Annotated in this window: 16 protein-coding genes; 8 read left to right on the top strand and 8 right to left on the bottom strand. The window is 50.7% G+C overall.

All coding sequences use genetic code 11. From position 1 onward, the window contains the following. The 5 genes from zwf to pgi form a co-directional block, all read left to right on the top strand. The coding region (zwf, locus tag ACTHUM_RS09040; protein WP_440402826.1) for a glucose-6-phosphate dehydrogenase at nt 1-1,202 on the top strand (1,202 nt) is incomplete at its 5' end. 63 nt (nt 1,203-1,265) lie between these two features. After that, nucleotides 1,266-1,961, top strand: coding sequence for a 6-phosphogluconolactonase (pgl, locus tag ACTHUM_RS09035; protein WP_039861965.1), 696 nt, complete (start codon nt 1,266-1,268; stop codon nt 1,959-1,961). Continuing rightward, nucleotides 1,942-2,922: a glucokinase gene (locus ACTHUM_RS09030; protein ID WP_039861966.1), complete on the top strand. Its 981-nt coding sequence runs from the start codon at nt 1,942-1,944 to the stop codon at nt 2,920-2,922. Before pgl ends, ACTHUM_RS09030 begins: the two co-directional genes overlap by 20 nt. 77 nt (nt 2,923-2,999) lie before the next feature. After that, on the top strand, nt 3,000-3,848 hold the full coding sequence (gene hexR, locus ACTHUM_RS09025) for a DNA-binding transcriptional regulator HexR (RefSeq protein ID WP_004519348.1): 849 nt from the start codon (nt 3,000-3,002) through the stop codon (nt 3,846-3,848). A gap of 143 nt (nt 3,849-3,991) precedes the next feature. Next, entirely contained in the window at nt 3,992-5,635 is a 1,644-nt protein-coding gene (pgi, locus tag ACTHUM_RS09020; RefSeq protein WP_049335414.1) for a glucose-6-phosphate isomerase, read from the top strand. 51 nt (nt 5,636-5,686) lie between these two features. Here pgi and ACTHUM_RS09015 read toward each other — a convergent pair whose 3' ends face one another. The 6 genes from ACTHUM_RS09015 to ACTHUM_RS08990 all read right to left on the bottom strand — a co-directional run bounded on the left by ACTHUM_RS09015 (nt 5,687) and on the right by ACTHUM_RS08990 (nt 12,616). Further along, entirely contained in the window at nt 5,687-6,784 is a 1,098-nt protein-coding gene (locus ACTHUM_RS09015) for an NnrS family protein (RefSeq protein WP_070695338.1), read from the bottom strand. 251 nt (nt 6,785-7,035) lie between these two features. Next, complete coding sequence (locus ACTHUM_RS09010) at nt 7,036-7,650, bottom strand: CadD family cadmium resistance transporter (protein WP_049335602.1); 615 nt, start codon at nt 7,648-7,650, stop codon at nt 7,036-7,038. A gap of 309 nt (nt 7,651-7,959) precedes the next feature. Then, complete coding sequence (locus ACTHUM_RS09005) at nt 7,960-8,652, bottom strand: ATP-binding cassette domain-containing protein (protein ID WP_009310824.1); 693 nt, start codon at nt 8,650-8,652, stop codon at nt 7,960-7,962. After that, nucleotides 8,652-9,449 (bottom strand): ABC transporter permease, encoded by a 798-nt coding sequence (locus ACTHUM_RS09000; RefSeq protein WP_049335418.1) that lies wholly within the window; start codon nt 9,447-9,449, stop codon nt 8,652-8,654. The genes ACTHUM_RS09005 and ACTHUM_RS09000 overlap by 1 nt, the downstream gene beginning before the upstream one ends. Nucleotides 9,450-9,661: 212 nt before the next feature. Next, nucleotides 9,662-10,639, bottom strand: coding sequence for an ABC transporter substrate-binding protein (locus ACTHUM_RS08995; protein WP_049335420.1), 978 nt, complete (start codon nt 10,637-10,639; stop codon nt 9,662-9,664). 57 nt (nt 10,640-10,696) lie between these two features. Then, nucleotides 10,697-12,616 carry a TonB-dependent receptor gene (locus ACTHUM_RS08990; RefSeq protein WP_107867755.1) on the bottom strand — a complete coding sequence of 640 codons (1,920 nt, stop codon included), beginning with the start codon at nt 12,614-12,616 and terminating at the stop codon, nt 10,697-10,699. A gap of 308 nt (nt 12,617-12,924) precedes the next feature. Here ACTHUM_RS08990 and fumC point away from each other — a divergent pair, with 308 nt between their 5' ends. Then, nucleotides 12,925-14,313, top strand: a complete 1,389-nt coding sequence (fumC, locus tag ACTHUM_RS08985; RefSeq protein WP_107867754.1) for a class II fumarate hydratase — start codon at nt 12,925-12,927, stop codon at nt 14,311-14,313. A gap of 50 nt (nt 14,314-14,363) precedes the next feature. Here fumC and ACTHUM_RS08980 read toward each other — a convergent pair whose 3' ends face one another. After that, complete coding sequence (locus ACTHUM_RS08980; protein ID WP_107867753.1) at nt 14,364-14,888, bottom strand: hypothetical protein; 525 nt, start codon at nt 14,886-14,888, stop codon at nt 14,364-14,366. 166 nt (nt 14,889-15,054) lie between these two features. Continuing rightward, nucleotides 15,055-16,434, bottom strand: a complete 1,380-nt coding sequence (gene argH, locus ACTHUM_RS08975; RefSeq protein WP_440361148.1) for an argininosuccinate lyase — start codon at nt 16,432-16,434, stop codon at nt 15,055-15,057. A 92-nt stretch (nt 16,435-16,526) separates the two neighbouring features. On the opposite strand from argH, the gene ACTHUM_RS08970 reads away from it, so the two are divergent. Continuing rightward, on the top strand, nt 16,527-17,564 hold the full coding sequence (locus ACTHUM_RS08970; RefSeq protein ID WP_004519364.1) for a sensor histidine kinase: 1,038 nt from the start codon (nt 16,527-16,529) through the stop codon (nt 17,562-17,564). Between the two features lie 199 nt (nt 17,565-17,763). Further along, entirely contained in the window at nt 17,764-20,349 is a 2,586-nt protein-coding gene (acnB, locus tag ACTHUM_RS08965) for a bifunctional aconitate hydratase 2/2-methylisocitrate dehydratase (protein ID WP_004519365.1), read from the top strand. Nucleotides 20,350-20,425 lie beyond the last annotated feature (76 nt).

The raw sequence follows: 20,425 nt of genomic DNA, 5'->3' as shown, positions 1-20,425 counted from the left end.
GTCTTGAGTATTTGAAAGTCGATGTGACAAAGAAAGACGACTTCATTGCTTTGGGCGACTTGGTAAAAGCGCGCAAGAATACTGAGAATGTCGTGATCTACCTCTCAACTGCGCCGAAATTCTTTGCACAAGCCTGTGAAAATCTTGCCGAAATCGGTTTGAATGCCGATAACGTGCGCGTGGTTTTGGAAAAACCGTTGGGTACGGACTTGGCTTCTTCCCAACAAATCAATACAGATGTAGCCCGTTATTTCAAAGAAGAACAAATCTACCGTATCGACCATTATTTGGGTAAAGAAAGCCTGCAAAACCTGCTGGCCTTGCGTTTTGCTAATGTGATGTTCGAGCCTTTGTGGAACAACAAATATATTGAAAGCGTACAGCTGACCATCGCCGAGCAGTTGGGCGTGGAAGAACGCGGTGAGTTTTACGACATTACCGGCGCATTGCGCGATATGGTGCAAAACCACTTGATGCAAATGCTTTGTATGACTGCGATGGAAGCGCCGGCAAGCTTGGATGCCGATGCCGTACGCGACGAGAAAGTGAAAGTCATCAAATCGCTGAAACCGCTGACCATCGAATCCGTCAACGAAAATGTTATTCGCGGCCAATATGTTGCAGCAAACGGTATGAACGGCTATCTGGAAGAAGTCGACGTACCGAAAGACAGTTTCACTGAAACCTATGTTGCCATCAAAGCCGAAATCGAAAACGAGCGTTGGAAAGGCGTACCTTTCTACCTGCGTACCGGCAAACGCATGGCAGGCAAAGTGGCGGAAATCGTGTTGAACTTCCGTCCGCTGCAAAACCATATTTTTGACAACAGCCAACCTGCGCCGAATCGTTTGGTTATTGAACTACAACCGACCGAATCCGTCCGTCTTTACACACAAGTGAAAACCCCGGGTGCTGGCAACAAAGTCGAAGTGACACCGATTGGCGTGGACTTGGGCACAGCCGTCGAGGGTCGCCGTGCCGAGGCTTATGAACGCCTGCTGCTGGATGTGATTAACGGCAAACTCGCTTTGTTCAACCGTCGTGACGAACTCGAAGCCGCTTGGGAATATGTGATGCCTATCCTGGAAAACTGGGCGAACAATACAACGCCTCCACATGCTTACGAAGCCCATTCTTGGGGTCCTGAAGCTGCGCGCGCGCTGTTGGCCCGTGACGGTAACAAGTGGCACGAAGAGCAATAATATTTCTTTCAGACGGCCTTGTTTTCCAACAAAAGGCCGTCTGAAACCATGAAAGGACGAAACATGTTTGTTTGGCACGAACAAGAAAATGCTGCAACTGCTGCGCAAGCTCTCGCCGATGCCGTTGCCGCCGCATTGCAAGCCGCGTTGAATGAGAAAGGCCATGCGGTTTTGGCCGTTTCCGGCGGTCGTTCGCCGATTGCGTTTTTCGAGGCTTTGTCGCAAAAAGATTTAAATTGGCAAAACGTCGGCATTACTTTGGTGGACGAGCGTATCGTTCCGACCACGCATGCCGACAGCAATACAGGCTTGGTACGCGAATATCTGCTCAAAAATAACGCGGCCGTTGCCACATGGATTCCTGTTGTTGAAGACGGAAAGTCTGAAACTGAATTACAACCTGAAGTTGTCGTTGCTTACGCATTGAAACATTATAAGCAACCTGATGTGCTGGTGTTGGGCATGGGAGGGGACGGACATACGGCGTCGTTGTTCCCTCAAGCGCCTCAATTACAGGCAGCAATCAATGAAGCCAATGACCCGACATTGATTCATACTACGCCGGTTACCGCGCCGCATGAGCGTGTGAGTATGACTTTGGGTGCGATTGCCAAAACGCCGAATGTATTTTTGGCCATTCAAGGCGCAGAGAAAAAAGCGGTATTCGACAAGGCTGCAGCAAGGGTCGATACCGAATATCCGACCAGCCTGATTCTCAATCATCAAGGGATTAACTGCCATGTCTACTATGCACACTGAAGCTTATCCTCGTTTGGTCGCCGATATCGGCGGTACGAATGCCCGTTTTGCACTTGAAACTGCACCACAGGTCATTGAAAAGGCTGAAGTCTTGCCTTGCCAGGATTACGACACCATTGTTGATGCCGCCAAAACTTATTTGGAACGCGCAGGCAGTCCGAAAGTTTTGCACGCCGCCTTTGCGATTGCCAATCCGATTTTGGGCGACTGGGTGCAGATGACCAACCACCACTGGGCATTCTCCATCGAAACCACCCGCCAGGCTTTGGGTTTTGAAACGTTGATTCTGTTGAACGACTTTACCGCCCAGGCTTTGGCGGTAACAAAAACCGATAAGAAAGACTTGATACAAATCGGCGGTCAAAAACCAATCGAATTTGCGCCTAAAGCCGTTATCGGTCCGGGTACCGGTTTGGGTGTCAGCGGTTTGGTGCACAGCGCTGCCGGCTGGGTGGCGTTGGCAGGCGAGGGCGGCCATACCAGCTTCCCGCCGTTTGACGATATGGAAGTATTGATTTGGCAATACGCTAAAAACAAATACGGCCATGTTTCTGCCGAGCGTTTCTTGAGCGGCGCAGGTCTGAGCCTGATTTACGAAGCATTGGCCAAACGCGACAACATCAAACAATGCCGTCTGAAGCCTTCTGAAATCACCGATAAGACATTGAGCGGAACATCGCCGATTTGCCGTCAGACTTTGGATATTTTCTGCGCCATGCTGGGTACGGTTGCTTCCAATTTGGCTTTGTCATTGGGTGCGCGCGGCGGCGTGTATTTGTGCGGCGGGATTATCCCGCGCGTGTTGGATTACTTTAAAACGTCTCCATTCCGCAGCCGCTTTGAAAACAAAGGCCGCTTTGAGGCTTATCTTGCCGCTATTCCCGTGTATGTCGTATTGAGCGAATTTCCGGGCATCGTCGGCGCGGCGGTCGCATTAGACAATCATTTAAATAACGTTTAAACACACAAACGGCGGTGCAGGGCAGGGGGTGGAAAAAAACCTTGTCCTGAACGTCAAAGAATCAAAGGGTAGAGTATATGTTAAGCAAAATCAGCGAATCATTGTCCAACCTCTCCGGCGCAGAACGCAAAGTTGCCGAATCTGCGTTGGCCGAGCCGAAATGGTTCGTTCATGCTGCTGTGGCGGAAATCGCCGAGCGTGCTTCCGTCAGTCAGCCGACTGTAATCCGTTTCTGCCGCAGCTTGGGTTACAAAGGCTTGCCTGAGTTCAAACTCGCTTTGTCTGCCAGCATCGGCCACGAAGGCATGCCTTACGTTCATGAAGAATTAAACGCCGATGACAACATGGGCAGCGTGGTCGAAAAAGTATTGGGCAATGCCGCAGCCTCCCTCTTGGGTGAGCGCCGTTTCCTGAAAGAATCCGAGCTGGAAAACGCGATTGCCATTCTGATGCACGCGCGACGCGTTGAGTTTTATGGTGTCGGCAACTCCGGCATCGTTGCCCAAGATGCGCAACACAAATTCTTCCGCTTCGGTATGTCCACCGTTGCCTATGTCGATACACATACCCAGCTGATGGCGGCTTCCGTATTGACCGAGCAGGATGTGTTGGTGGCGATTTCCAATACCGGCTCATCTATCGAATTGTTGGATGCGGCCAGTATCGCCAAAGAAAACGGCGCAGCCGTTATCGCGCTGACCCGCAATGATTCACCGTTGGCTCAAATGGCCGACTGTGTATTGAGCATTGCTACTCAGGAAAATGCCGAGCTTTATACGCCTATGGTGTCCCGTCTTCTGCAGCTGGCCGTTATCGATATTCTTGCCATCGGCTTGGCCTTGCGTTTGGGCGATACTGCCAGTACGCAACTGCAAAAAAGTAAAAAAAGCATACATAACAAGCACATCGAATACGATAAAGATTGATTCTTCATTGATATCTTCAGACAGCCCCAACCCACATCAAGGCCGTCTGAAACCTCAAAAAACGGAAACCACCCCGTTCCCGTTTCAGACGACCTCACGGCCGTTTTCTCAACAAAACTGTCCACTATCCAGGAGAGCATCCGATGAAACACCTTCACGATTTACCAGCTTGGTCAAAATTATGGATACATTTTGACGAAACCAAAGAACAACACATGCGCGAAATGTTCGAGCAAGATCCCGAACGTGCCGAGCGCTACTGGCTGCAGGTTGGCGGCCTGACTTTGGATTATTCTAAAAACCGTATCAACGACGAAACCATGGCACTGTTGTTCGAGCTGGCGCGTGAAGCAGGCGTACCGGAGCGGATGCAGCAAATGTTCCACGGCGAAAAAATCAATACGACGGAAAACCGCGCCGTTCTCCACGTCGCCCTGCGCAACCGCACCAACGCCCCTATCGTCGTGGATGGCGAAGATGTCATGCCTAAGGTCAACCATGTCCTGCAACGCATGGGCGAGTTCGCGCATGAAGTCCGCAGCGGCAGCTGGTTGGGCTATACCAATCAAGTCATTACCGACGTCGTCAACATCGGTATCGGCGGCTCTGACCTCGGTCCTCTGATGATGTGTACCGCGCTCAAGCCTTTCGGCCATCCGCGTTTGAACATGCACTTCGTCTCCAATGTGGACGGCTCCCAACTGCGCGACGTATTGTCCAAAGTCCACCCTGAAACTACGCTGTTCATCATTGCGTCCAAAACCTTTACCACCCAAGAAACCCTGACCAACGCCCTGACCGCGCGTAAATGGTTCTTGGATCATGCAGGCGATGAAAGCGCCGTGGCCAAACACTTCGTTGCCGTATCGACCAACCAAAAAGCCGTTGCCGAATTCGGTATCGATACCGCCAATATGTTTGAATTTTGGGACTGGGTCGGCGGACGATACAGCCTGTGGTCGGCCATCGGCCTGCCGATTATGCTGTATCTCGGCGAAGAAAACTTCATCGAAATGCTCAACGGCGCGCACTTGATGGACCAACACTTCATCAACACGCCGCTAGAGCGCAACATGCCCGTCATCCTCGCCCTCATCGGCATCTGGTACATCAATTACTACGGCGGCGGCAGCCATGTTATCGCGCCTTACGACCAACATCTTCACCGCCTGCCCAAATTCATCCAGCAGCTCGACATGGAGAGCAACGGCAAACAAGTTACCCTTGACGGTAAACCGGTCGGTTACGAAACTTCGCCGATTATTTGGGGCGAAACCGGCATCAACGGCCAGCACGCCTTCTTCCAACTGCTGCACCAAGGTACGCACATCACGCCGATTGACCTCATCGCCTCCCTTGAAAAACGCAGCAACCTGCGCGGTCACCACGAAATCCTGCTGGCGAACGTCTTTGCCCAAGCCGAAGCCTTTATGCGCGGCAAAACGCCTGACGAAGTCCGCACCGAGCTTCAAGCCCAAGGCATGGAAGCAGAGCGTATCGAAGAGCTGGTTCCGCACAAAACCTTCTCAGGCAACCGCCCGACCAACCTCATCCTAATGGACAAAATCAACCCGCGCAATATGGGCAGCCTGATTGCCATGTACGAACACAAAACTTTCGTTCAAGGCATTATTTGGGGCATCAACAGCTTTGACCAATGGGGCGTAGAACTCGGTAAACAACTGGCCAAAACCATTCTTGCCGAATTGACCGGCGAGACCGAAGTGCAAAAACACGACAGTTCCACTACACGCCTAATTAATCTTTATTTGAACGCCAACAAATAAAGCATTTATTTAAAGCTAAGGCCGTTTGAAAGTTTCAGACGGCCTTTTGTTTTATTCCGGATCATCCGTAAACGCATTTTCCCGAAATATCGGTACAAACGTGAAAAGATACAGTACGAACACGGCGATGGTCAGAATCGTAGGAATGGTGATGAAGAATATCGGGTTCACGTTCATTAAAACAGCGCGCGAGACGGCGGCGGCGAAGAGGATGGGGACGGCAATGCGGCAGAGCTTGGGGTAGTCGAGTTTGGTAAAGCCGCTGTGCCACAGCCCGGCGGTCAGCCACACCATCATCACGCCCCCCATCATGCCGCCGAGGGTAATCAGGTGTAATGGGGCGGAGGAGGGCAGATTTTGCAGTTTCGCCGCGCCTGTCCACAGATAGCCTGCGGCGGCAAAGAGTTGGAGCAGGTAATAAGTGCGGACGTAGTGTTTGCGCAGGAGTTCGTGATGGTGAAGCTCACGCAGCTTGGCGAGCAGGATAAAGCCGACGGCAAGCGCGGTAAAACCGGCGGTTTGCACTGGCAGCCAAAGTTCGGCGGCGGCGTGCAGCAGCAGGAAGGTGATGGCGATGTTTTTATAAACGATATTTGGAATAAAAACAGGGTCTTTCAGACGGCATTCTTTAAGGGCTTCCGCGCCCAAAAGAATACTGACGCGGACGGATACAAACATGACCGCCGCCATGTTCAGATGTACTTGCGCACGCAACAGGTTTAAATCGCCGCTGACGGCATAGGCCGTCTGAAAAACGGTAAACGCGGCAAGCAGCATTAGTAGGGCAAAGTTGTCAGTGTTTCGGTCAAGCCAAATCAGCCAGGCGCAAAACAGCAGCAATACCAGCCAATAGGCGGCAACGAAAAACGAGGCAGTTTGCGGCGAAAAGGGCAGTATGGCGGATGCGGCGAGCAACAATGCCGCCATCAAAGTAGCGACAGGTTTCAGACGGCCTTGATAGCCCGTCCATTCGAGCATGGCGGCAGTCAGGAAGCCGCCGTATGCCGCAGGCAGCATGAGTTCTAAGAAGATTTGGCGGTGCAAAATGACGGCACCGGGGCTGATGAAAAACACCAACGCGCCGAATATGGCAAGTACCGCCGCACCGACAAAAAACGGCCGCATGGGGTGGGTGAAAAATTTATTCATGGCTTGGCTTGATTCTGCATGAAGATGCTTTCGGATATGGATTTATTGGGCGGACAGGGTTGTATTTTTCGCCAAAGAGGCAAGCCTGCGGCTTGCTTGCCCTCTCCCTAGCCCTCTCCCACGGGGAGAGGGGATTAGGCTGTCGAGCGCCCTCTGATTTTCAGAAACCTGATTCCCTCTCCCCGTGGGAGAGGGTTAGGGAGAGGGCAACGAACCGCAAGGTTTGTCAGATACTCAAATGCCCGTATCATTCATATTATTGATATTATTGTTCGAATTGTATTATTTTCAATAATAATAAATAACCCTAAACCAATATAAATAACAGCCATTATCCAACGACTAAACTTCTCTACAATTTCACCAACACCTGAAATATTAGCCAATCTTTGTGCTGTATATACTAAAACAAAAATCAATATTAAAAATACAAGAAGAGTAACTAATAAGTCGACAAGATCTAAAGTCACAAAGTAAGGAACAAAAAGTCCAATATTATCTGCACCACAACTAGCAACTGTAACCAAAGCAACAATACCGACTAATTTTGACAACCCTTTTTCATCCAATTCTTTTTTAGCTCTTTTTTCGCCCTCACAATCGTCGTAAATAGCAACTTTAATACCTAAGTAAATCGGTATTAAACCTAATAAACCCAACACCCATTTTTCCGGAACATAATGCAAAACAAAAGCTAGAAATAAACTAACTAATATTAAAATTACAGAACCTAAATATTGTCCGATATAAATATCTCGATATTCTTTTCTAGTATTTGCTCTAGCAAAAAATATTAATAGTATTACCAACAAATCTACTGCTGTAGCAATATATAAAACAGCAGCAGTAATCACAGTCGAAAACATAAAGCACCTCATAATGAATCCCCTGCCCCCTTGGCACCACGGCTTTTTCAAAAACCGAATCGCGTTCGGATAACAGATTCGTATCTTTCGCTAAAGAGGCAAGCCTGCGGCTTGCTTACCCTCTCCCTAGCCATCTCCCACGGGGAGAGGGAATTGGGCTGTCGAGCCTGAACATTTTCAGGTTTACCTGACATCTGATTCCCAATTCTACGGCTCTCTGATTTTGAGAAACCTGATCCCCTTTCCCCGTGGGAGAGGGTTAGGGAGAGGGCAACGAACCGCAAGGTTTGTCAGAAATTTAAATTCCTATCACTCATAATAATGAATCCCCTGAAACTCTCTTGCCACCACGGCTTCTTCAAAAGCCGAATCGCGTTCGGACAGCGGCGTAGGCAGGGTAATCACGTTTTGCACGTTCATGCCCTTAGTGGAAAGCAGCATGATTTCATGGCTCAGGCGTGCGGCTTCGAAGCGGTCGTGCGTTACCAGCATACACGCCATGCCCTGCCGCTCGATTTTTTCCACCAGCATGGCGACCAAAATATCGCGCAAATCGCGGTCCAAACCGACGAACGGCTCGTCCAGCAAGGCAAGGTCGCAGCCGCACAGCAGCAGGCGCAAAAATGCTACCCGTTTCGCCATGCCGCCGGACAATTCGGTCGGATATTTGTTCAAATCGCCCGCAGTCAGCCCGACTTTCGCCGCCAGCGCGATGATTTCGCCTTCATCGGGTTTGTCCATAAAAATAGCGATATTCTGCATCGCGGTCAAGTTTCCCGGCAGGCGGTTTTCCTGAAACAGAAAACCCGTTTTGCGGAAAGTATTGCGTATCGTGCCCGATTTCGGCGTTTCCAAGCCCGCAATCAAACGCAAAACCGTCGTCTTGCCACAGCCGCTCGGCCCGAACAAAGCTTTCACTTCGCCATGTTGCAGGTTCAAACTGAAATCGCGCACGATGGGGTCGCGGAGAATTTCAAAACGCACGTTTTCAAGACAGAGCATCATCTCCTCCACGGCATAAACAAAATTTCCAAAGGTTTGGTAATCAGGTATTCAAACAGTGACACAAACACGATAACCAACACCACATAAGCCATCACCGTCGAAGTCTCCAGCATCGCCCTCGCGTCTGCAATCCGCGCGCCTACGCCTTCGCTCGCGCCCAAGAGTTCCGCCATAATCACCACCTTCACCCCCATCGCCACCGCCACGCCGATGCTGGAAATCACATAACCCGTCAGATGCGGGATATACAGATAACGGATTTTTTTCAGACGGCCTAATTTATAAGCGTCAAACAATTCCTCATGCTGCTTGTTCACGCTCGCCATCCCGACCGCCGCACTCGCAAACGTCAGCGGCGCAACCAACACAATGATGGTAAACAGCACGCTCGGATTGCCGAACCCGAACCAAAACAGAGCCATCACCACCCAAATAATCGGCGGCATCGCCAACAAAGTCGTAATCACAGGTTTAAGCAATGCCATCGCCGTCTTAAAACTGCCCGCCACCAGTCCCGCCGCCAATCCCGCTACCAGCGCAACCGAAATCCCCACCACCGACCGCCACAGCGAAATCCCGATTTCGTTTTCCTGAAAATGTTTCAATAAAGCCAAAGATTTTTGAAACACCTCCACCGGCGCAGGCAGCATAAACTCGCCGAACACGGCACTGCCCCACGCCCACAACGCCACCACTACCATCGCCACGCCTAGACCGGCAAAGCCGCTCCAAAGGTAGTCGATGATGTAAAACAGCGCAGGCTGCGGTTTGCGGATTTTGTCGGTTTTAATCATGGTTTGGGTGTTGGTTTGTCGTTATGTTTTGGCAAGGATAGGCCGTCTGAAAAAAGTAGGTCGGATACTCGTATCCGACAGCCCCCATTTAGCCGAAATGTCGGATTCAAGAATCCGACCTACGCTGCTGATAATGTCCTAACAGGCCGTCTGAAAAATGATAAGTCAAATTTCAATGGCTTTCACTATTTTCAGACGGCCTCTCTCCTCTTTTAAGCTAAGAAGAACCCGTTATCCGGCAGCTTGCCGCCCAAGAGTTTCGGGTTGAACTGCATCAGGATTTCGTAAAACTTCAAAATCTCGTTCTTCACTTCGCTGCCTTTGGTTACCGTCAGCCGCGCGCCGTCCAAGCCCATGACTAGGGCGGGTTCGGGGGCGGGGAGGTAGTTTTTGCCGATTTTCGCGGCGCTCTGACGGTTGGCGAGTATCCAGTTGAGCGCGTTTTTCAAATCCTGATGGAAGATGTCGAACTGCGCTTTGTGTGCGTGGAAATATTCTTCGTTGGCGATGATGCCTGCCATCGGAATCAGCGGTTTGGTGTCAAACGCCTGTCCCCATGCTTTCACCAAGTCAAATCCACGCACGACGTTTACGCCCATGGTTTTGCCTTTAAGTAGGCTGGCGGTTGCCATCGGTTCGGGCAGGATGGCAGCGTGGTAGTCCTTGCTCAAAAACAGTCCGACTGCTTCCGGCGGCGTGGCGGTGTAAGTGATGCCGACTTTGTGCGCGTCGATTTTCAGTTTTTTCAGTAAGGCTTGCAGCACGATGTCGGGCATATCATTTTTAAACGGTACGAGGATTTTTTTGCCGACCAAATCCTGAGGCGAGGCAATCGCACTGCCTTTGCACATCAGCTGCGTGATGCCGTTGGTCAAAATATTGACCATGCCGACTTTCTGCCCTTGGTTGCGCAGGTTTACGCCGACATTGCTCGGGCTCATCATCACTTTAAATTGTCCGCTTGCTACGCCTGCGCGCAGTTGGTCGGGCGAACGCCAGATTTTCAGCGATACATCTGCCTGTTTCGCCAGCTTGCCTTGCAACGCCGCTACGGCAATGGTTACGCTGGGCATTGCCGGTGCGCCGTACACGGTAAATTGTTCTTTACCGGCTGCCAACAATGAAGGCGAAACGCCTGCGGCTGCCAGAGCGGCGGTCATTTTTAAGAAATCGCGTCTTTTCATGTCCATTTTTTATCTCCTAATTCTTAATAAGCCAGTGTAGGCATTCTTTCAGACGGCCTGATTTTAAAAAGCCGCATGCAAACTCAACCAATATGTCCTGCCCGGTGCATACACCACACTGGGCGACAGGGCGAGGACGTGGTCGCCGCTGATGTGTTCGGCGTATTTTTTGTTGAACACGTTGTTTACGCCCAAGCGCAAGCCGTATTTGTCTTTGATGTTTACGCCTGCGTAAAGGTCGGCAACGGTAAAGCCTTTGGCGGCTTCGCGTTTGTCTATGCCCAGACCTCTTGCCGCGTCAAAATCGCCGCGCGTTTGTTTGGCGACAAAGCGTGTTGCTGCGCCGATGTTGTAGCTGCCGTGGGCAAAGTAGTTTTTGTAGTCGGCTTGGACGGCGGCTTCAAACGGGCGGATTTGATAGAGCGGCCTGCCGTCAGTTTCGTTGTGTCCGTAGTTGTAGGCGGCTTTGATGCCTGCCGCCCAATGCGGATTGAAGTTGTAACGCGCGTAGGCCTGCGCGGTAAACAATCGAGCGTCTACGTTGCGTGTGATGATGCCGCCGCCGTTGGAGGCTGTGCCGCTTTGTCCATGTGCGCGGTCAAAAATAATCAGGTCTTTGACTTTGTCCGCTACAAGCGTGCCTCCCACGTTCCAGCCCGCGCCTGCGAGCGAGTTCATGTAGCCGTTGTAGTAGTCGTTGCGGCTGTCGGCGGTGAGCTTGATGCGGTTGTGTTTTTCGGTTTTCAGCAGGGGATTGCCTGCGATGGCGGCGGCTGAATTTTGGTTCATCAGTGCGCCGTTCATGCGGTTTTGTACGATGGCGGCAAGCGAGTTGAAGCGTTCGGTGTTGTCGCCGATTCGTTCTAAGTGAGCAAGGGAAACGCTGTATTTTTGCGTTTCAGACGGCGTGAAATCATATTTGAGTTCACCGGAGAAGGCATGACGGCGCACTTTGCCGTTGAAGTCGTAGCCGTAATGGGTTTTCCAAATTTGTTGTGATGAGGCGAAGGCAAGGTTGCGGTTCATCGGATGGGCGGGCTGTGCCGTATTTTTGCGTACGTCCGCTTCGTTGATTTCGTAGCTTAAGCCCAAACCCAGTTTGTGTTGGTCGTTGAACTTGTAAGACAGGGTATCGGCAATGCGCCAGCGGTCGAGGTGTACATCGGCGAAACGGTAGCCGTTGAGGAAGTCGCGCATGGCGGTGTGGGCGTTGCGCTCGCCGTTTTGGCTGTCGTTGCGGTAGCTGACGGCGGCGTTGTTGTGGAATTTGCCGAAGTCCGCGTCGTGTTTGAGCGAGAAGTCGTACACTTTGCGGTCAAGTTCTACAAACATTTGTTGCGGCGTGTTGTTTGGGCGCAGGGAGTAATTGTCGGCATGGCGTTTGAGTTTGATGATGCCTGCTTCCGCGCTGACCGTATTGCTCAAATCGGCATTGCCCCAACGCGCGTTGAGTTTGGCGATGTGGCGTTCGGTGTCCAATGCATCGTTGACGAACTGCGGCTGGCGGTCGTTGTTGATGTCGTCGTGTAGGTAGGTGAGGCGGTATTCTTGATTTTCAGATGGCACGAAACCGAGTACCAAAGCTTGATTAAAACGGCTGTATTTCCAATCGGTCTGATTGCCGTCGCCGTCTTTATAGCCGTTGGCCTTGGTGTGATTGAGGTTGGCCACGCCATACACTTTTGCCCCGCGCGCTTGCGCGGTAATGGAATTGTAAAAACTTTTGCCGTAAAAGCCGCTGTTTGCTTTCAGAGGACGGAAGGCTTGGTCTATGTTTTCGGTAACAAAGTAATGATCGCTACGGTCGGTGCGGTCGAATTGGTTTTCGGGGAAATAACCTTGAGCGGCGGTCGGAGCAATCGGTTTGGGAGGGGAAAAGGTTTTGACAGGCTGGATTTCATCGGGGTCTGCCAAGGTTTCGGCAAAACCGTTTGCGGCGGCAAAACTGCTCATTAACAGGTAAACCAAATGTTTTCGTTTCATCTTCATCTCCTGATAATCATTTTTATTCATTATGCTCTTGGAGAAAAACAAAGTAAAGAAACGATAAGGTATTTATTGTCGATAAACACCTAGCGCAAAATACAAATCGGCAAGGAGGAAAATTTTTAGAAGAGGGGAGTGGCGGCGCAGGTTGTGTTTGCTCCGAAATCGGGTTTTATCTTCTATTAATATTTCAGGTTGATAAAGCAAAAGGCCGTCTGAAAACCTCTCTCTTTTCAGACGGCCTTTTGCTGGGTATAATAAATTTACGAATCATTATTATTTCTGTTTAAATATAGGAGAAACGCATGAGCACCCGTACCGAACACGACACCATGGGCAATGTCGAAGTCCCGTCCGAAGCCTATTGGGGCGCGCAGACCCAGCGCAGCCGCAATAATTTCAAAATCGGCGGCGAAACCCTGCCGCAGCCACTGATTTATGCTTTGGCGCTGGTGAAAAAAGCCGCCGCCGCCACCAATGTCGACCTCGGCAGGATTAAGCCCGAGCAGGCGGATTTGATTACGCAGGCGGCGGATGATGTGTTGAACGGTAAGCTCGACGGGCAGTTCCCATTGGTAGTGTGGCAGACCGGTTCCGGTACGCAGTCCAATATGAACATGAACGAAGTGCTGGCGAACCGTGCCAACGAAATCGCCGGTACGGGTTTGGCGGCGTATCAGCCCGTCCATCCCAACGACCATGTGAACCACGCGCAATCGACCAATGATGCGTTCCCAACCGCCATCCACGTTGCTGCCGCGATTGAAATCAACCGCCACCTTATTCCGGCAGTAAAAGCCCTGCGCGACACATTGGACAAAAAAGCCAAAGAATTTGCCCCCATCGTCAAAATCGGCCGTACCCATTTGCAGGACGCAACGCCGTTGACTTTAGGACAAGAGTTTTCCGGCTACGTTTCCCAGCTTGATCACGGCTTAGGCCGTCTGAACGACGCGCTCAAAGGTTTATACGAACTCGCCTTAGGCGGCACGGCAGTCGGTACGGGTTTGAACAGCCATCCCGAATACGCCGAAAAAGCCGCCGCCAAACTTGCCGAACTGTCCGGTCTGCCGTTTGTCAGCGCGCCGAATAAATTTGAAGCCTTGGGCGGACGCGATGCCGCCGTTGCCGCTTCGGGCGCACTGAAAACGCTGGCGGCAAGCTTGAACAAAATCGCCAACGACATCCGCTGGCTGGCAAGCGGCCCGCGTTGCGGTTTGGGCGAAATCAAAATCCCCGAAAACGAGCCGGGTTCGTCCATCATGCCGGGCAAAGTCAACCCGACCCAATGCGAAGCGATGACCATGGTGTGCTGCCAAGTGTTCGGCAACGACGTTACCATCGGCATGGCGGGTGCGTCGGGCAACTTCGAGCTGAACGTCTATATGCCCGTTATCGCTTACAACCTCTTGCAATCCATCCGCCTGTTGGGCGATGCGTGCAACAGCTTCAATGAAAACTGCGCCGTCGGCATCGAACCCGTACCGGAAAAAATCGACTATTTCCTGCACCATTCCCTGATGCTGGTTACTGCGTTAAACCGCAAAATCGGTTACGAAAACGCCGCCAAAGTCGCCAAAACCGCCTATAAAAACGATAAATCGTTGCGCGAAACCGCCATTGAACTGGGCTTGTTGACAGGCGAAGAGTTTGACGAATTGGTTGTTCCTGCCGATATGGTTCATCCGCGTTAAGCTTTAATAATGAAACATGCCGTCTGAAAATGTGTTCAGACGGCATGTTTTTATGCTTCGCTTGTCTTTTCTTCGAATAGGGCAAAAATCATTGACAGTAAATTGAAGAGCAGTAGGAAAGTCACTGACCTTAAAAATGTACGCCAGGCGTAGTGCCACGCTTCCTTTCTGTCTGCTTGGGGTAGGAGCAATGCAGAATAGCGGTTATGTAGGGTTTTGGCGGTGTCATTGTTTTCCAAATACTCCAACGAAAGTACCAATAATTTGCCTGTGTCCTTGTGTTGTAAGAATTGGGCATGTTCAACCCAGATGCCCGGCTTGGCGTGTTCGCATAAAGCTTCAATGCCGACGCAAGAGGCTAAGCTGTTTTGGTTGTTTTGCAAAATCGACAGCTCGTTTTTTTCAGCTTGCATGGTGGCGGCGGAGGTTTGATGAAGGTATGCGCTCATGCCGTTGCGCTCTATTGCTTGGAAATCATGGAGCTGGCTGAATCCGCCATTTTCCCAGGCGACGAATACGGCATAGCAGCCGCTGAATAGGCAGATCATAGCCAATTTTAAGACAATGTTTTTCATCCTCGCTCCTTTTTTGAAAATGGCGGCAAAGTCAGGAGGCGTGTTTTCTCGTTTGAAGGTAAGTTTAGGTTTTATCTGTTTTTATTGTGAGGTTGAGTGTAACACAGGTAATCAAAAGGCCGTCTGAAAATTTTCAGACGGCCTTTTATTATGTGTTTAGATGGGTTTAAGCCAACAACTCACGCCAGCGTTTAATTTGGAAACGGACTTGTTCAGGCGCGGTGCCGCCCAAGTGGTTGCGCGCGTTTAAGCTGCCTTCAGGTGTCAGCACGCTGTAAACATCATCGGCAATCAAACTGCTAAAACCTTGCAGGACTTCGAGCGGCAATTCGCTCAAATCAACGCCAGCTTCATCGGCATGGCGCACGGCTTGGGCAACGACTTCGTGGCTGTCGCGGAAAGGCATGCCTTTTTTCACCAAGTAGTCCGCCAAGTCGGTAGCCGTTGCAAAACCCTGCATTACGGCGGCGCGCATGTTGTCGGGTTTGACGGTGACGCCGCGCATCATGTCGGCGTAAATGCGCAGCGTGTCGATAAGCGTGTCGGCAGTGTCAAACAAAGGCTCTTTGTCTTCCTGATTGTCTTTGTTGTATGCCAAAGGTTGCGATTTCATCAGGGTAACCAGGCCGATCAGGTGGCCAATCACGCGACCGGATTTGCCACGCACGAGTTCGGGTACGTCGGGATTTTTCTTTTGCGGCATGATGGACGAGCCGGTGCAGAAACGGTCGGCGATGTCGATAAAACCGAAACGCGGGCTCATCCATAAAATTAATTCTTCGGAAAGACGGCTCAGGTGAACCATAATCAGGGAAGCGGCGGCTGTGAACTCAATGGCAAAATCGCGGTCAGACACGGCATCGAGCGAGTTTTGGCAGATTTGCTCAAATCCCAATAGCTCGGCGGTGATTTCGCGCTGAATCGGGTAGGTGGTACCGGCAAGGGCTGCGGCGCCGAGCGGCATACGGTTGACGCGTTTGCGGCAGTCGACCATGCGCTCGAAATCGCGGCCGAGCATTTCAACGTAGGCGAGCATGTGATGCCCGAAGCTGACCGGCTGGGCAACTTGCAGGTGGGTAAAGCCGGGCATGACGGTTTCGGCGTTTTGTTCCGCCAAATCAACCAAGGCCGTCTGAAGGTTTTGAATCAGGTCTTGAATGACGGTAATCTGGTCGCGCAGCCACAGGCGGATGTCGGTAGCGACTTGGTCGTTGCGGCTGCGGCCGGTGTGCAGGCGTTTGCCGGCATCGCCGATTTTGTCGGTGAGGCGGCGTTCGATGTTCATGTGGACATCTTCCAAATCCAGCGACCAGGAAATCGTTCCTTCCTTGATTTCTGCTATAATCTCGGCCATGCCCTGACGGATGGCAAAGAGGTCGTCTTCGCTCAAAACGCCCGACTGTGTCAGCATTTGCGCGTGTGCCAGCGAGCCTTGGATGTCCCATTCTGCCAGCCGTTTGTCAAAATCAATCGAGCCGGTATATTTTTTGACCAGCTCGGAAACAGGTTCGTTAAAACGGCCTGACCAGGTTTTGTCCTTGCTCATATCAGCATCCTTAAAATATAAATAAAAAACAGGGTCTACGTCTTCAATATAGCAGACCCGTCTATACATTATGAAAGAAAACGGTTGAAATCATGTCTATTATACGTCAAATAAACCAGAATTTCGCAGTGCCGGATTTGCGCAATTCCGCAACTTTGGTGCGCCTGCTTATTGTTTTATTAATCAGTTTGTTTATCTTTCCGTTGATGACGGTATCGGGTGTGCCTTATCCGGAACAGATTTTCCAACATTTTTCATGGGCTTGCCCCGTCATCCTCTTAATTTTACTCAAGGTCTATTTCTTACAGGCATTTGCGCCTTCCCTGCTTCGCTCGCAGTACAGCGTTGTGGTTTCCTACGTCTCCAACCTGCTGATTTTCTTGTTTGTCGATCTAGTGATTTTGAAGACGGAAATTTGGCTGCTGATTCAACACTTCTTCTTGCTGACCTTTTTTTGTTTCAGTTTCATGTACATCGAAGCAGCCCGTCGCAATAGCCTTGCGCCTTCCATTTCCGAAGCCAGACTGAGCGCGTTGACAGCGCGTATCCGTCCGCATTTCTTGTTTAACAGCTTGAATGCCGCCATCAGCTTAATCCGTCTGCGTCCGTATGACGCGGAGACTTTGCTGGAAAATTTGGCCAACTTGTTCCGCGCACAACTGCGCGACGGTAGTCAAAACAGTACCTTAGGACAGGAAATCGAGTGGGCGCAGGAATATATTGCCATCGAGCAAATCCGCATGGGACATATGCGCGTACAGGTCATGTGGCAGCACCATGCGCCTGATGATGCGGAAACACCGCATCTGTTGTTGCAACCGCTTTTGGAAAATGCCGTATTCCATGGTGTCGAATCTATCCACCGTCCAGGGATAATTACGGTATTAACAAAATTGGAAAAATCATCTATTTTCATCAGTATCGAAAATCCGTGCGGAACGGAACCCAACGAAAATACCAAGCCGCATAAAGGTAATTCTATGGCCTTGCGCAATCTGAAAGAGCGCCTGACTTTGATGTATGACACCGACGCGAAAATCAGATATATCCAATCAGACGGCCTGTTCCGCGTTGAAATCATATTGCCGTACCGTAAAAAATCAGCCGAAGTTTCCCGTCTGTTTGGCTAAAACGCCTAGAATAGGGCAGCTTTAGATAATTAGACTATTAACACATTAAATAAAATAGTTTAAATTTATTACACTTAGTAACATAACTGTTCCCATTTTTTGAAAACTGGTCTATGATACTTAAAAGGATTGTTTACAATCCTTAATTGCAAATCATTTGCAATTATCCAGAAGAAAAAACAGAAAAAGGAACAAAGAGATGTTAGAAGCCTATCGTAAAGCCGCCGCCGAGCGCGCCGCCCTTGGTATTCCCGCCCTTCCTCTGACTGCTCAGCAGACTGCTGATTTGGTTGAGCTGCTGAAAAATCCACCTGCCGGTGAAGGTGAGTTCTTGGTTGAGCTGTTGGCTCACCGCGTACCACCCGGTGTGGACGATGCCGCCAAAGTTAAAGCCTCATTTTTGGCTGCCGTTGCCGAAGGCAGCGCATCCAGTCCGCTGATTTCCCCTGAGTATGCTACCGAGCTGTTGGGTACTATGCTTGGCGGTTACAACATTCATGCACTCATCGAACTCTTGGACAACGACAAACTTGCGCCTATCGCTGCAAATGGTCTGAAACACACTCTGTTGATGTTTGACTCTTTCCACGATGTTCAAGAAAAAGCCGAAAAAGGCAACAAATACGCGCAAGAAGTATTGCAATCTTGGGCAGATGCCGAATGGTTCACTTCTCGTGCCAAAGTTCCAGAAAAAATCACTGTTACCGTCTTCAAAGTCGACGGTGAAACCAATACAGACGACCTCTCTCCTGCACCTGATGCATGGAGCCGTCCTGATATCCCTCTGCACGCGCTGGCTATGTTGAAAAACCCGCGCGACGGCATCAATCCTGACAAACCGGGCGAAGTCGGTCCGATTAAATTGTTGGAAGAACTCAAAGCCAAAGGCCATCCGGTTGCTTACGTTGGCGACGTGGTCGGTACCGGTTCTTCACGTAAATCTGCTACCAACTCCGTGATTTGGCATACAGGCGAAGATATTCCGTTCGTACCGAATAAGCGTTTCGGCGGTGTGTGCTTGGGTGGCAAAATTGCTCCTATTTTCTTCAATACTCAAGAAGACTCCGGCGCATTGCCGATTGAAGTCGATGTATCTGCTCTGAAAATGGGCGATGTCGTCGATATCCTGCCTTATGAAGGCAAAATCGTGAAAAACGGCGAGATTGTTGCCGAGTTTGAATTGAAATCACAAGTATTGCTGGACGAAGTGCAAGCCGGTGGCCGTATTAACCTGATTATCGGTCGCGGTTTGACTGCCAAAGCGCGCGAAGCACTGAAATTGCCTGCTTCTACCGAGTTCCGTCTGCCTCAAGCGCCAGCTGAAAGCAAAGCCGGTTTCACATTGGCTCAAAAAATGGTTGGTCGCGCCTGCGGTTTGCCGGAAGGCAAAGGCGTGCGTCCGGGTACTTACTGCGAACCACGCATGACTACTGTCGGCTCGCAAGATACTACCGGCCCGATGACTCGCGACGAATTGAAAGACCTGGCTTGCTTGGGCTTCTCAGCAGATATGGTGATGCAGTCTTTCTGTCACACCGCGGCTTATCCAAAACCTGTCGATGTGAGAACTCATAAAGAATTGCCTGCTTTCATCTCTACCCGTGGCGGTGTATCCCTGCGTCCGGGTGATGGCGTGATTCACTCATGGCTCAACCGTCTGCTGTTGCCTGATACAGTCGGTACAGGCGGCGATAGCCACACCCGTTTCCCTATCGGTATTTCTTTCCCTGCAGGTTCGGGCTTGGTTGCTTTCGCAGCAGCCACGGGCGTAATGCCGCTTGATATGCCTGAGTCTGTATTGGTACGCTTCAGCGGCAAACTGCAACCGGGCGTCACCCTGCGTGACTTGGTAAATGCAATTCCGTTGTACGCGATTAAACAAGGTTTGCTGACTGTTGCCAAAGCCGGTAAGAAAAACATCTTCTCCGGCCGCATCCTCGAAATCGAAGGCCTGCCTGATTTGAAAGTGGAACAAGCCTTTGAATTGACTGACGCGTCTGCCGAACGCTCTGCTGCTGGCTGTACCGTGAAGCTCAACAAAGAGCCGATTATCGAGTACATGAAATCCAATATTGTGTTGATGAAAAACATGATTGCCGACGGCTATCAAGATTCACGCACTTTGGAACGCCGTATCAAAGCCATGGAAGCATGGTTGGCAAATCCTGAATTGCTCGAAGCGGATAAAGATGCCGAATACGCCGCCGTGATTGAAATCAACATGGACGACATTAAAGAGCCGATTATTGCTTGCCCGAACGACCCTGACGACGTGTGCTTCATGTCTGAACGCTCCGGCACCAAAATCGACGAAGTGTTCATCGGTTCTTGTATGACCAACATCGGCCACTTCCGCGCCGCCTCCAAACTCTTGGAAGGCAAGAGCGACATCCCGGTACGTCTGTGGATGGCACCGCCGACCAAAATGGATGCGAAAGAGTTGTCTGACGAAGGTCACTACGGTGTACTCGGCCGTGCAGGCGCGCGTATGGAAATGCCGGGTTGCTCATTGTGTATGGGTAACCAAGCGCAAGTACACGAAGGTGCGACTGTAATGTCCACTTCTACCCGTAACTTCCCGAACCGCTTGGGTAAAAACACCTTTGTTTACCTCGGCTCGGCTGAGTTGGCGGCAATCTGCTCCAAACTGGGTAAAATCCCGACTGTTGAAGAATACCAAGCCAATATCGGCATCATTAACGAGCAGGGCGACCAAATCTACCGCTACATGAACTTCAATGAAATCGACAGCTACAACGAAGTAGCCGAGAAAGTGAATGTTTAATATAGCAAGGTAAACCGATTTTCAGACGGCCTTAAATAATAAAGGCCGTCTGAAACGGAAAAATAAAGGGCGTGTT

The organism is Neisseria sp. P0021.S006 (assembly GCF_051956895.1).
Note: the sequence above shows the minus strand (reverse complement) of the source record. Positions and strands in the feature narration are given on the sequence as shown.